Source organism: Bacteroides hominis (assembly GCF_033042785.2).
Classification (GTDB): domain Bacteria; phylum Bacteroidota; class Bacteroidia; order Bacteroidales; family Bacteroidaceae; genus Bacteroides; species Bacteroides hominis.
In genome coordinates this window covers 4,485,322-4,497,978 of sequence record NZ_CP178829.1, presented here as the reverse complement: position 1 = coordinate 4,497,978, position 12,657 = coordinate 4,485,322, and the positions used below count along the sequence as shown (strand labels likewise).

The window sequence follows — 12,657 nt, the reverse complement described above, 5'->3', positions numbered from 1 at the left end:
CCGAGGCTTGCTACAAGTATAAGTTTACCTATTGAAAAAGTTTAAATATCGGTTAGTTTTACGTTTTGGAAAACGGAAAGAAGGGCGGCTGCATTTTTGCGATTTTGTTGTAAAGCGTCTTCGAATGATTCGGTTTCAGAGTCGAAAGCAGAGATGGCTATTTTGAGTACATTTGTAAATTCGGCAGTTACTTGTTCCTGCCCCATTTTGTTACTTTTGAGTTCTCTGTTCAGTTGTTTTTCGATAGAACGTACGGCATTGTAGATAGTAGGTTTCCGAATGACGGTACGACGGGTAGGATCACCCGGAACTACTTCTTCCCTTACCACATAGATATTCATGAACTGGTTATAGAGATAACCGGCTTCTTGTCCGAATTTGTAATTAGTTACATTGGCCAGTGCTTCTGCCGATGGCTGTTTAATGGCAGAATAGAACTCCCATGTTGTTTTTACGACTGAGCTTACTTCCGCTTTATTCTTGTTGTCGGATTTGTCATCATCCGGCACTGAATTTGCAGCGTTCAGGGCAATACTGGATACAAATAGTACAAATGCTAAAATAAATTGTCTTTTCATAACTTTACCTCTTTTTAATATGACGTTGCAAAGGTCGCGACATCATATTAAAAAGAGGTATCGTCATTGTTACAATTCGGATACTTCTTTCAACCATGCAGCCGAACTGGCATCGCTTGGCATACGCCAGTCACCTCTCGGACTGATGGAGACACTTCCTACCTTTGGACCATCGGGCAGACACGAACGTTTGAATTGTTGATTGAAGAACCGGCGGAAAAAGGTTTGCAGCCATTTTTTTATGGTTTCAGCATCGTATATTCCGTTGAATACGGTTTGTGCCAGAAAGTATATTTTCGACGGGCGGAAGCCGAATCGCAGGAAATAGTACAGGAAAAAGTCGTGGAGTTCATAAGGACCTACCAGATCTTCCGTTTTTTGTTTGATTTCTCCATTCTCATCTGCCGGTATCAGTTCAGGACTGATAGGAGTGTCTACAATGTCCAGCAGGGTTATTTTAGATTCCCCGTCGACTTCATTTTCAGCTACCCATTGTACAAGATGTTGTACCAGTGTCTTGGGTATGCTTGCATTGACGCCATACATCGACATGTGGTCACCGTTGTATGTGGCCCATCCCAATGCAAGTTCAGAGAGATCACCCGTCCCGATTACTAATCCACAGATTTGGTTGGCTACATCCATCAGGATTTGCGTGCGTTCGCGCGCTTGTGAGTTTTCGTATGTTACATCATGTACGTTGAGGTCATGTCCGATGTCTTTGAAGTGCTGGATACATGCTTCCCTAATACTGATTTCGCGAATCGAAATCCCTAACGAGTTCATCAAAGCGATGGCGTTATGATAAGTGCGGTCGGTCGTTCCGAACCCCGGCATGGTTATACCTAAAATGTCTTTACGGGATAATCCCAGCTTGTCGAATGTTTTGACGCATACTAATAATGCCAGTGTAGAGTCGAGCCCTCCGGAAATTCCCACTACAGCTGTTTTGGCTCCTGTGTGTACTAAGCGTTGTGCCAGTCCGGCGACCTGTATGGAGAAGATTTCTTCGCAACGGTTGTTGAGTTCAGCTCCTTGTGGAACAAAAGGGTGTGGGTTGAATGTACGGGTAAGATTCAGATCTTTACTGTTGGTATATTCCGTAGAGACTCTGATTGCTTCTTTACCCGGGCAATTGGCTTTGTTGGCAGCAAAAGTTGTATTAATACGGCGTTCGGCACGGATACATTCTACATCTATTTCGCTGATAACTAATTGCTCTTCCAGGCAGAACCGTTCACTTCGTGCAAGCAGGCCACCGTTTTCGTATATGAGTCCGTTTCCTGCAAAAACCACATCCGTCGTTGATTCGCCGAAACCACTGGATGAAAAAACATAACCGGAGAGGCACCGTGCGGATTGCTGGCTGATCAGAGAACAAAGATAGCTATGCTTGCCGATCCCTTCATCGTCGGCAGAAAGATTAAAAATGATTTCAGCCCCTTGCAGCGCCAGTGAAGAACTTGGAGGAACCGTAGACCAAAGGTCTTCGCATATTTCTATTCCAAAAGTTGTTTCTGCTGTTTCAAACAACAGGTTGTTGCCCATCGGAACAATTTGTCCACACAAACGTACACTGGTTTCCGAGACCTGCAAAGCAGATGTAAACCAACGCTGTTCATAAAACTCTTTATAATTAGGTAGATAGGTTTTAGGTACTACTCCCAGTATTTTGCCTTTCTGGATAGCGACTGCGGCATTGATAATCGTGGAATTGACTACTACCGGCATACCCAATATAGAAATGATGTCCAACTGGCGGGTATTGTTCAGAATCTGCATTAACGCCATTTCTGCTTGTTCAAGCAGAAGTTGCTGGGCGAACAAATCTCCGCAGGTATATCCGGTAATACACATTTCGGGAAAAGTAAGGATCTGCACCCCTTTGCCTTCGGCAATGGCAATAAGACCCTCCAGTCTTTCTGAATTAAATTTGCAATCTGCAACCTTTACGCGGGGAACAGCCGCCGCAACTTTTACGAATCCGTAGTTCATTTTCTATCAGGGTTTATCATTTCTACCGGCAAAAGTAGGCATTTAAATCGAATCTTTGTATTTTTGTCAAATTTGAATTGATACATTATAATATTAAATCGCACAAAAACATGAAGAAGATGCTTATGGCTGCCGGAATGGCTGCCGTGATGACTGCTTGCGGCACAAGTGCACAGAAAGCAGCCACCGATGCCGGAAACCCTTTTCTGGCTGAGTATTCAACTCCTTTTGGTGTTCCACCGTTCGACCGGATCAAAGTAGAGCATTACAAAGAGGCTTTCCTGAAAGGGATGGAAGAGCAGAAAAAAGAAATCGATGCTATTGTAAATCAACGTTCGGTTCCGGATTTTGATAATACTATTGCTGCATTCGATCAGAGTGGAGAGTTATTAAATAAGGTGAATACAGTATTTTATGGGTTGAACAGTTGTAATACGAACGATGAAATGCAGACCCTAAACAAAGAGCTTACCCCATTGCTTTCGGCACACCGTGATGATATTAGTCTGAACCCTGCTCTGTTTGCTCGTGTGAAAGAGGTTTATGAACGACGCGAGCAATTGGGTTTAGATAAAGAACAGAATAAATTACTGGAAGAGACTTACAAGAAATTTGTTCGTGGAGGTGCTAATCTCGATTCTGTTGACCAGGCAAAGTTGCGCCAGTTGAATAGCGAGATTTCAATGTTGCAGTTGACTTTTGGGCAGAATCTGCTGAAAGAAACCAATGCCTTCCGGTTGGTTATAGATAAGGAAGAGGACCTTGCCGGATTGCCGGAAAGTCTCGTGGCATCTGCAGCCGAAGCAGCTAAGTCAGAGGGGCTGGAAGGAGAGTGGCTTTTTACTTTACACAATCCGAGTGTGATGCCTTTTTTGCAATATGCAGATAATCGTGAGTTGCGTGAAAAGATATTTAAGGGATACATCAATCGTGGCAATAATGGTAACGAGACAGACAATAATGAAATTGTGAAGAAATTGGTTACTTTACGTCTGGAGAAAGCTAAACTGATGGGATATGCCGATTATGCTTCTTATGTTTTGGAAGACCGTATGGCGAAGAACGAGGAGAATGTGTATCGTTTACTGAATCAGATCTGGACTCCTGCAGTTGCGAAAGCTAAGGAAGAGTTAGTTGACATTCAGGCTGAAATTAAAAAAGAAGGAGCTAACTTCACCCCTGAAGGATGGGACTGGCGCTACTATTTTGAGAAAGCAAAGAAAGCAAAGTTCAGTCTGGACGAAAATGAAATACGTCCCTATCTTGAATTGAATAATGTTCGTGACGGCGCCTTCTATGTGGCTAATAAACTTTATGGTATCACTTTTTCCGAAATAAATGACATACCAAAACCGCATGAAGAAGCACAGGCTTTCGAGTGCAAAGATAAGGACGGTAGTCATCTGGGGGTGCTTTATATGGATTTCTTTCCCCGTTCAAGCAAGCGAGCAGGTGCATGGTGCGGGACTTACCGCTCTCAAACCTATCGTGACGGCAAACGTTTGGCACCGGTAGTAACAATTGTGTGCAACTTCACCAAACCCTCTTCGGGTCAGCCTGCTTTGCTCAGTGCAGATGAAGCCAGCACTTTATTCCACGAGTTTGGGCATGCATTGCACAATTTGTTTAAAGATGTACGTTTTTATGGAGTATCCGGAGTGCCGCGCGATTTTGTAGAGCTACCGTCCCAAGTTATGGAACATTGGGTATTTGAGCCGGAAGTACTGAAGGTATATGCAAAACATTACCAGACCGGTGAGGTGATTCCTTCTGCTTTGATTGAAAAACTTGATAAGAGTGGCAAGTATGGACAAGGATTTGCTACGACCGAATATCTTGCTGCTTCTTTGCTTGATATGGATTATCATGTGCTCAAAGAAATTCCCGGAGATATGGATATCGTTAAATTTGAAACAACTGTACTTAAAGAACGAGGGTTGCCGAATCAGATACCTCCCCGTTATCGTACTACTTATTTTAACCATATTATGAATAGTGGATATACGGCTGGTTATTATAGCTATATTTGGGCTGAAGTGCTTGATAGTGATGCTTTTGAAGCCTATAGGGAGACTGGAGATCTTTTTAATCAGGAAGTAGCATCCAGATTCCGTCGCTATATTCTCACTCCGGGAGGAATTGACGATGCTATGAATATGTATAAGAACTTTCGCGGAAAGGAACCGGGTATAGAACCTTTGTTACGGAACAGAGGATTGTAGATTGGCTTATACAGGGCTTTTACATTGTACTATAGGGGAAGAAACAATCTTCCCCTTTTATTTTTTGCTAAAAATAAACGCAGAAAATATAAAAAATACAAATAATAGTTATTATATTTGCAGCGGTTTATTGAAATAAACACAAAATACCAACAATTATTAACTATTAAAAGAATTAGAAAAATGAAAGAGTACATTGATGTTTTGAAGAAGTGGAAAGACTTTGACGGAAGAGCCAGAAGACGTGAATACTGGATGTTTGTCTTGTTTATGGCTATTTTCGCTATTGTTGCAGGTATTATTGATGGCATTTTAGGTACAGTTTGTGTATTTGTAGGGCTTTATTATCTGGCTATGCTCCTGCCTATGATTGCTGTTAGCGTGCGTCGTATGCACGATATCGGTAAAAGTGGATGGTGGTTGTTTATCACTTTTGTGCCGGTAATCGGTAGCCTTTGGTATCTCTTCCTGACTATCCAGGATGGACAGCCGGGCAGCAACCAATATGGTGAAAATCCCAAAGGAGTTTAATACGTACATATTATTGTCATAAGAAACGGCATGCAAAAGTCATTTTGTATGCCGTTTTTCTATTTTATCAAAAAAATATCCGTATTTTGTTTGCGAAAATAAAAGAACTCTTTATCTTTGCATCAGATTTAAAATTGTAATGAATACAATTTTGTAAAAGAGGAAGAAGATGGAATCATACAACCGATTATTAGAGCATAACATTAAACCGTCCATGCAGCGTATTGCTATCATGAACTATTTGATGGAACATAGGACACATCCGTCGGCTGATGAAATATACACTGCATTATCTCCCTCTATGCCAACACTTTCGAAGACAACGGTTTATAATACTCTTAGACTGTTTTCGGAACAGGGAGCGGCACAAATGCTTACTATCGACGAACGGAATACCAATTTTGACGGAGATACTTCACAACACGCTCATTTTTTGTGTAAACGTTGTGGACGTATTTATGATTTGAAGTGCCAGGTTGAAATGAAACAAGTAGAAGGACTTCAAATGAATGGACATGAAGTAAGTGAAATGCATTACTATTATAAAGGTATTTGTAAGAATTGTTTAAATGATATACGTATTGACTAATTAATTTAAAATTAAGACGAAATGAAAAAGTTTAGATGTACTGTCTGCGGTTATGTTTATGAAGGTGACGCAGCTCCTGAGAAATGTCCTTTGTGTAAAGCTCCTGCAAGCAAATTCGTAGAAGTTGTTGAAGAAGAAGGTGGTGCACTCACTTTTGTTGACGAGCACGTAATCGGTGTGGCTAAGGGTTGTGACGAAGAAATGATCAAAGACTTGAACAATCACTTCATGGGCGAATGTACTGAAGTTGGTATGTATCTGGCTATGAGCCGTCAGGCTGACCGTGAAGGCTATCCTGAAGTAGCTGAGGCTTTCAAACGTTACGCTTGGGAAGAAGCTGAGCATGCTTCTAAGTTTGCCGAACTGCTGGGAGATTGCGTATGGGATACTAAGACAAACCTTGAAAAGAGAATGAATGCTGAAGCCGGTGCTTGCGAAGATAAAAAGCGCATTGCTACACGTGCTAAAGCTTTGAATTTGGATGCTATCCATGATACAGTGCACGAAATGTGTAAAGACGAAGCTCGTCACGGTAAAGGTTTTGAAGGACTTTATAACCGTTATTTCGGTAAGAAATAAATCATATAGATGATTATAGAAAAAGGCTTGTATCTATACGGATACAGGCCTTTTTTGTTAAACTTTCTTTTGAAATGGGGCCGTTAACTGATGATTTTTTTATATTTGTATTTCACTTAAAAGAAAAAGGATTATGAAAAAACTACAGTCTTTAGTGTGTTTTCTTCTTTTGTCAATGACAATTTATGCTGCCGATCAGGTGATTCAGCTGCCCAAGCCCAATATAAATCGTAGCGGACAGTTAATGAAAGCGTTATCCGAGCGCCATTCTGTCCGTGAATATGCTTCCCAAGCTCTGAGCAACACCGATTTATCCGACCTGTTGTGGGCCGCCAATGGAATTAGTCGTCCGGCAGAGGGCAAGCGCACTGCTCCGTCGGCCATGAATCGTCAAGATGTTGATATCTACGTAGTCCTTCCGCAAGGTACTTATTTGTATGATGCTAAAGGACATAAGCTTAACTTGATTTCTGAGGGCGATTATCGTTCGGCAGTTGCAGGGGGACAGGCTTTTGTCAATAGTGCTCCGCTATCATTGGTACTGGTCAGTGATTTATCAAAATTGGGAGATGTGAAAAATAATCGCACTCAAATGACAGGAGCTATGGATGTAGGGATTGTTTCTCAGAATATTTCATTATTTTGTTCCGCAGCGCGACTGGCTACGGTTCCACGCGCAACAATGGATACAACCCAGCTCAGAAGTGCCTTGAAATTGAAAGATGGTCAGATTCCGATGATGAATCATCCGGTTGGATACTTTAAGTAATTGATAAAAGGGTATGGTTTGCCAAAGACGGCACCATACCCTTTTATCATGTTTTTTATTAAAACTTTATTTCTGTTTCAGCAAAAATTCGTCTATTGCTTTTTTATAAGTGGCTTTATCTGCTGCTCCACGGAACAATTGAGGTTCGCCTTCCATGGGAATAAATACAAAAAGAGGAATGCTTGTTGCATTGAACAGGGCAGCCAATTCTTTTTCTTTATCTACATTCACTTTATATATCACGATCTTCCCGTCATACTCTTTAGCGAGCGATTTCATGATAGGGGCTGTCATGCGGCAAGGACCACACCAATCGGCATATAAGTCGATGATAGCTGGTTTATCACCTTTGTATTTCCACTCTTTTGAGTTTTGGTAATCAAACACATCGTTGATAAACATCTCTTTATTCATCACAATGACTTCACCGCTTTTTGCTTCCTTTTTGTTTTGATTTGTCTTGGCTCCATCGTTTACAGCAAACATAATGGTGCTGATCATGGCCAAAGCTACTAATGATAATACTTTCTTCATTCTTTGTCTTTTATTGTGTATTGTTCAATAACTCCTTTCAGTTCGCTACCTTGGATCATACCGGAATGTCTCCAGACTGCTTCTCCCGTTTTGAAAAGGATGAAAGTAGGCACTGCCTGGATTCTGTATTTTACCGCCAAGTCCTCATGGGTATCCACATCTATTTTTACAATGCGGGCTTTTTCTCCTATCTGTTGTTTCAAATCTTCAAGAATCGGTTTCATTGCTTTGCAAGGTCCACACCATTCTGCAAAAAAATCTACTAAAACGGGACTTTGTGACTGTATTAAATCTTCGAATTTTTCCATAATTTTTTCCTTTCTTTTGATAAATATAAGCCCTCGTTTAGACAGGGCAAATATAGCTATTTGTTTTATTATAATAACAGAGAAACCCCGATTTTGTTCATCATATAGTAACCTTGCATTCATCCTCCTGTAATCTGAAAACAGGATCTTTGCGTAACGAAAAAACAAAAAGTTATGCATTTACGCACGTATTATCCCACAGTAGTTCTTTCGGATATTCATCTGGGAACACAGCATTCTAAAACAGAAGAGGTTACTCACTTTTTGAAATCGATTAATTGTGACCGCCTGATCCTGAATGGTGATATCATCGATGGATGGCATTTACAGAAAAGCGGTTTGGGAAAATGGAAAGCTAAACATACGGACTTCTTTAAAGTGATTATGAAAATGATGGAGAATTTCGGAACACAGGTGATTTACGTTCGTGGCAATCATGATGACTTTCTGGATAATCTGGCACCTTTGAACTTTTATAATGTCCAAATTGTGAAAGACTGCATCTATGAGAGTCATGGCAAACGTTATTATGTGACCCATGGAGATATTTTCGATACAGTGACCACCCAAATGAAGTGGTTGGCGAAACTGGGAGACACTGGATATACTTTTCTGTTGTGGTTGAATAAAGTTTATAACGCCCGCAGAATGAAGCAGGGTAAGCCTTATTATTCTCTTTCTCAATCTATCAAGAATAAAGTGAAGACCGCTGTTTCTTATATTTCTGATTTTGAAAAAGAGCTTGTAGGACTGGCAAAAGTTAAAAGGTGTGATGGGGTGATATGCGGGCATATTCATCACCCTGCCAATACTTATTGTGATGGTATTCATTATCTTAATTCGGGTGACTGGGTAGAAACACTTTCGGCTTTGACAGAAGATGAAGAAGGAAACTGGACTATCCGTTATTTTGATAGTGAACTATTGAAAGAAAATAATAACAAAGAGAAAAAAACTACACCAATAACTAAAGCATCATGAAATTTTTGTTTATCGTTCAAGGAGAGGGGAGGGGACATTTTACCCAAGCCATTACTCTGGAAGATATGTTGTTGCGTAATGGACACGAAGTAGTGGAAGTACTTGTCGGGAAAAGTTCATCACGTACTTTACCCGGTTTCTTTAACCGAAGTATTCAGGCACCCGTAAAGCGCTTCACCAGTCCGAATTTTTTGCCTACCACTGAGAATAAGCGGGCTAATCTGAAAAAGAGTTTTGTTTATAACCTGATACGTACACCGGAATACTTTCGCAGCATGTGTTATATCGATCAGCGTATTAAGGAAACAGGGGCGGAAGTCGTGATCAACTTCTACGAACTTCTGACCGGACTTACCTACGCACTCTTCCGTCCCTCTGTTCCTTATGTCTGCGTCGGGCATCAATATCTGTTCTTGCATAAAAACTTTGAGTTTCCACGGAAATCTATGATCCAACTTTCCATACTTCGCTTTTTTACACGTTTGACGAGTCTGCGTGCCAATAGGCGGTTAGCGCTTTCTTTCCATAAGATGAATCCGGACCGGGCAGAAGGTATAACCGTCGTTCCTCCTCTGCTTCGTAGGGAAGTGACTGCCATCCAACCGGAACAAGGCAATTATATTCACGGATATATGGTTAATTCCGGTTTTGCAGATAGTGTAGAAGCCTTTCATGTCTTACATCCTGAAGTACCTATGCATTTTTTCTGGGATAAACAGGATGTTGACGAGGTAATCAAGGTAGATGCTACCCTAAGTTTCCATCAGATTGATGATGTGAAATTCCTCAACCGAATGGCCGGTTGCAGAGCATATGCCAGTACGGCCGGTTTTGAATCTATTTGTGAGGCAATGTATTTGGGAAAACCTGTACTGATGGTACCTGCCCATATCGAACAGGATTGCAATGCCTATGATGCTTACCGGTCCGGTGCCGGAATTATTGGCGAATCTTTTGATTTGGAGTCGTTGCTACGTTTTGCCGGGACGTATGTTCCCAACAAAGAGTTTATTCGTTGGGCCCGTAGTAGTGAGCGGCAGATTATAGGAGAACTCGAACGACTTATCGACCAGCAGTCGGTCATTACTGTACCTACATTAACTAATTATTTTCCGATATGAAATTGAATAAAACTGATTATGTGCTTGAACGTACATCCGATGGAGGTTATTATGCCTGGCTTACTGTAAGTATGCAGTGTAATGCGTATGGTGATTCACCTGAAGAAGCGGTAATAAATCTGGAACAAACCATGGAAGATATGGTTGAAGAGATGTATTTGGTAGAAGATTTTGTCTGAAGCTATCAGGTAATCAGTGGGAGTGAAGAATTTTATTGAGAAATACTTCCATTGATATTTTAAAGAAAGAGAGTACACTTTAAGCGAAGTGCACTCTCTTTTTATATTATTCCACAATATCGAGTTCTTTGATGATATGTGAAGCGCCTGCATATTTATCAATAATAAATAGAGTATAGCGGATGTCAACCACTGCTGCACGTTGTGAAGAAGGACGGAAAGCAATATCTCCTGTCAAACCTTCATAATTACGGTCGAATCCGGTACCAATCAGTTGACCTTTTCCATTGAATACCGGACTTCCGGAGTTTCCTCCTGTGTTGTCTGTATTGACAATGAAACATACTGGCATTTCTCCGTTTTTCATAGCGTAGCGTCCGAAGTCTTTCGCCTGATATAGTTGTTTCAGTTTGGTGGGTACTACAAACTCCCAATTGCCAGGATCTTCTTTCTGCATCACACCTTTCAGAGTCGTATAGTAGTTGTATACTGTTCCGTCAGCAGGTTCGTACGGCAATATCTGACCATAAGTCAATCTGAGAGTCGAGTTTGCATCCGGATAGATAGGTGTGCCGGCGGCCTGGCGCATGTCCATCATACCTTTCACCCATACTTTGTGGGCGGCATCATAGTTTTTATTGGCATCTTTCATTGCAAGAGCTGTTTGCAGCAATCCGTCTGTGATGGAGTATTTGAAGAGAATCATCCAGTCCTTATCGAGCTTGTTCAGGGTAGGACGAGCGATAAACTTGTCGAAGTTTTCTTTCGACCCGAAGATTGAATACTTGAAGCAAGCATCGATAAAGGCATTCTTGTCTCCTTTGAAACGGCTGTTTATTACTTTGAAAATACCGATCTGTTGATCTTCCGGAATATATCCGGCATAGGTTTCGAGCATTTTTTTGCCTACGATTTGTTCTACTTCCGGGAAAGGGACAGATGCAAAATATTTATCTGCTGCAATTTTCAGTTTATCGGTTTCTTCTTTAATTTTTGAAGCATTTTTACTTTCAAGCGCTTTTTTCAATCCGTCGGTTGAAGGGATTTTCATAAAATCAAGTGCAGTTACCAATGCTTCGTTAATAGCCTGTTGATGATACATCGCATCATGGCGGTGAGCTACAATCGAACGTATTTCGTCGAAGGCCTTCTGGTAAGAATCATTTTTCTTCTCACGTCCCATTGCCAATAACTGTTCTTGTTGCTTTTCTTTGGTATCCAACACTTTCAGGCGAACAAGCCCTTCGTTCATGCCAATGGCATTTTTCCAGTAATTAGCTGAAGAGGCATATTTGCTTGCGTAATGTATGCGCACCGCAGGATCTTTCAGCATTTGTTCCATCAGTACAGCTTGTCTTGCTTCGCGTACATGATGGCGCATGAAGTTAGTGGTTTGCATCCGTTCTTTTACTTCGTCGGCAATCATGTAGCGCCAGTTGCGTCCGGGAAATCCCATAACGAAGGTGAAGTCACCCTCTTTTACTCCTGCCAAACTAATTGTCAGGTGTTTTTTTACTTGTAGGGGCACGTTGTCTTTAGAATATTCTGCCGGCTGGCCACTTGGGTCTGCGTAAATGCGGAATAAAGAGAAGTCTCCTGTGTGACGCGGCCACATCCAGTTATCTGTGTCAGCTCCGAATTTGCCAATAGAGGAGGGAGGAGCACCTACCATGCGGATGTCACTGTAGACGGTCTTTACAAACAGATAGTACTTGTTACCGCCATAAAACGGTTTCAGTTCCAGGCGTGTTGCCGGTGTGATTTGGATTTTTTCCGCCTTTGCGAAACGGTCGGCAACCGTTGCCAGATATTTGGGAGACAAATAATTGACTCCGTTAGGATCATCATCTTTTTTGAGCTGTTCATTTACATAGTCCGTTACGTCGAGAATACGGTCGATAAAGGTTACTGTCAGTCCTTTGCATGGTAACTCTTCGTTTCGGCTCATTGCCCAGAATCCGTCTGTCAGATAGTCATGATCTACACTGCTGTGTTGCTGGATCGCCCCATATCCGCAATGGTGGTTGGTCAGTACCAATCCTTCCGCTGAGATAATTTCACCGGTACATCCGCCTCCAAAATGCACAACAGCATCTTTTAAAGCTATTCCGTCCGGATTGTAAACCTCTTCAATGGGGATTTGTAATCCAAGGTCCATCATGGCAGCTTCATTCTGCGCTTTCAGGTCAGTAAGCATCCACATTCCTTCGTCGGCACTGATGGTCAGTGCCATCAGTGCGAACGTAGTAGATAATAATTGCTTTTTCATCA

At 41.6% G+C, this 12,657-nt stretch carries 13 protein-coding genes; 8 read left to right on the top strand and 5 right to left on the bottom strand.

Annotated elements, in window-relative coordinates; translation table 11 throughout:
* Nucleotides 1-41 precede the first annotated feature (41 nt).
* A complete protein-coding gene (locus R3O62_RS19055; RefSeq protein WP_005780318.1) occupies nt 42-578 on the bottom strand; it encodes a hypothetical protein in 537 nt (178 codons plus the stop codon).
* A 69-nt stretch (nt 579-647) separates the two neighbouring features.
* Nucleotides 648-2,573, bottom strand: a complete 1,926-nt coding sequence (locus tag R3O62_RS19050; RefSeq protein WP_005780316.1) for an NAD(+) synthase — start codon at nt 2,571-2,573, stop codon at nt 648-650.
* Between the two features lie 110 nt (nt 2,574-2,683).
* Here R3O62_RS19050 and R3O62_RS19045 point away from each other — a divergent pair, with 110 nt between their 5' ends.
* The 5 genes from R3O62_RS19045 (at nt 2,684) to R3O62_RS19025 (ending at nt 7,263) form a co-directional block, all read left to right on the top strand.
* A complete protein-coding gene (locus tag R3O62_RS19045) occupies nt 2,684-4,795 on the top strand; it encodes a M3 family metallopeptidase (protein ID WP_032540764.1) in 2,112 nt (703 codons plus the stop codon).
* Between the two features lie 183 nt (nt 4,796-4,978).
* On the top strand, nt 4,979-5,326 hold the full coding sequence (locus tag R3O62_RS19040; protein WP_005780313.1) for a DUF805 domain-containing protein: 348 nt from the start codon (nt 4,979-4,981) through the stop codon (nt 5,324-5,326).
* Between the two features lie 169 nt (nt 5,327-5,495).
* Nucleotides 5,496-5,915, top strand: coding sequence for a Fur family transcriptional regulator (locus tag R3O62_RS19035; protein ID WP_005780312.1), 420 nt, complete (start codon nt 5,496-5,498; stop codon nt 5,913-5,915).
* A 21-nt stretch (nt 5,916-5,936) separates the two neighbouring features.
* The gene (locus tag R3O62_RS19030) at nt 5,937-6,494 is read left to right on the top strand and encodes an NADH peroxidase (protein WP_005780311.1); all 558 of its coding nucleotides are present in this window, start codon (nt 5,937-5,939) and stop codon (nt 6,492-6,494) included.
* A gap of 133 nt (nt 6,495-6,627) precedes the next feature.
* Nucleotides 6,628-7,263, top strand: a complete 636-nt coding sequence (locus R3O62_RS19025) for a SagB/ThcOx family dehydrogenase (RefSeq protein ID WP_005807443.1) — start codon at nt 6,628-6,630, stop codon at nt 7,261-7,263.
* A 66-nt stretch (nt 7,264-7,329) separates the two neighbouring features.
* Here the strand turns inward: R3O62_RS19025 and R3O62_RS19020 are convergent, their stop codons facing one another.
* Nucleotides 7,330-7,797 (bottom strand): thioredoxin family protein, encoded by a 468-nt coding sequence (locus R3O62_RS19020; RefSeq protein WP_005780298.1) that lies wholly within the window; start codon nt 7,795-7,797, stop codon nt 7,330-7,332.
* Nucleotides 7,794-8,105 (bottom strand): thioredoxin, encoded by a 312-nt coding sequence (trxA, locus tag R3O62_RS19015; RefSeq protein ID WP_005807441.1) that lies wholly within the window; start codon nt 8,103-8,105, stop codon nt 7,794-7,796. The genes R3O62_RS19020 and trxA overlap by 4 nt, the downstream gene beginning before the upstream one ends.
* A gap of 174 nt (nt 8,106-8,279) precedes the next feature.
* Here trxA and R3O62_RS19010 point away from each other — a divergent pair, with 174 nt between their 5' ends.
* From R3O62_RS19010 to R3O62_RS19000, 3 genes are read left to right on the top strand one after another with little or no spacing between them, the layout of a single operon-like run.
* Entirely contained in the window at nt 8,280-9,086 is an 807-nt protein-coding gene (locus R3O62_RS19010) for a UDP-2,3-diacylglucosamine diphosphatase (protein WP_005780295.1), read from the top strand.
* Entirely contained in the window at nt 9,083-10,207 is a 1,125-nt protein-coding gene (locus R3O62_RS19005; protein WP_005780293.1) for a glycosyltransferase family protein, read from the top strand. The genes R3O62_RS19010 and R3O62_RS19005 overlap by 4 nt, the downstream gene beginning before the upstream one ends.
* Entirely contained in the window at nt 10,204-10,386 is a 183-nt protein-coding gene (locus tag R3O62_RS19000; protein WP_005780291.1) for a type II toxin-antitoxin system HicB family antitoxin, read from the top strand. Before R3O62_RS19005 ends, R3O62_RS19000 begins: the two co-directional genes overlap by 4 nt.
* Nucleotides 10,387-10,492: 106 nt before the next feature.
* Here the strand turns inward: R3O62_RS19000 and R3O62_RS18995 are convergent, their stop codons facing one another.
* Nucleotides 10,493-12,655, bottom strand: a complete 2,163-nt coding sequence (locus tag R3O62_RS18995; RefSeq protein WP_317472830.1) for a S46 family peptidase — start codon at nt 12,653-12,655, stop codon at nt 10,493-10,495.
* Between the last annotated feature and the right edge of the window lie 2 nt (nt 12,656-12,657).

Bases quoted from the DNA above. Each gene is read 5' to 3' on its own strand.
- R3O62_RS19050 (WP_005780316.1), bottom strand. From the start codon at position 2,573: ATGAACTACGGATTCGTAAAAGTTGCGGCGGCTGTTCCCCGCGTAAAG.
- R3O62_RS19000 (WP_005780291.1), top strand. From the start codon at position 10,204: ATGAAATTGAATAAAACTGATTATGTGCTTGAACGTACATCCGATGGA.
- R3O62_RS19055 (WP_005780318.1), bottom strand. From the start codon at position 578: ATGAAAAGACAATTTATTTTAGCATTTGTACTATTTGTATCCAGTATT.
- R3O62_RS19030 (WP_005780311.1), top strand. From the start codon at position 5,937: ATGAAAAAGTTTAGATGTACTGTCTGCGGTTATGTTTATGAAGGTGAC.
- R3O62_RS18995 (WP_317472830.1), bottom strand. From the start codon at position 12,655: ATGAAAAAGCAATTATTATCTACTACGTTCGCACTGATGGCACTGACC.
- R3O62_RS19040 (WP_005780313.1), top strand. From the start codon at position 4,979: ATGAAAGAGTACATTGATGTTTTGAAGAAGTGGAAAGACTTTGACGGA.
- trxA (WP_005807441.1), bottom strand. From the start codon at position 8,105: ATGGAAAAATTCGAAGATTTAATACAGTCACAAAGTCCCGTTTTAGTA.
- R3O62_RS19025 (WP_005807443.1), top strand. From the start codon at position 6,628: ATGAAAAAACTACAGTCTTTAGTGTGTTTTCTTCTTTTGTCAATGACA.
- R3O62_RS19020 (WP_005780298.1), bottom strand. From the start codon at position 7,797: ATGAAGAAAGTATTATCATTAGTAGCTTTGGCCATGATCAGCACCATT.
- R3O62_RS19005 (WP_005780293.1), top strand. From the start codon at position 9,083: ATGAAATTTTTGTTTATCGTTCAAGGAGAGGGGAGGGGACATTTTACC.
- R3O62_RS19045 (WP_032540764.1), top strand. From the start codon at position 2,684: ATGAAGAAGATGCTTATGGCTGCCGGAATGGCTGCCGTGATGACTGCT.
- R3O62_RS19010 (WP_005780295.1), top strand. From the start codon at position 8,280: ATGCATTTACGCACGTATTATCCCACAGTAGTTCTTTCGGATATTCAT.
- R3O62_RS19035 (WP_005780312.1), top strand. From the start codon at position 5,496: ATGGAATCATACAACCGATTATTAGAGCATAACATTAAACCGTCCATG.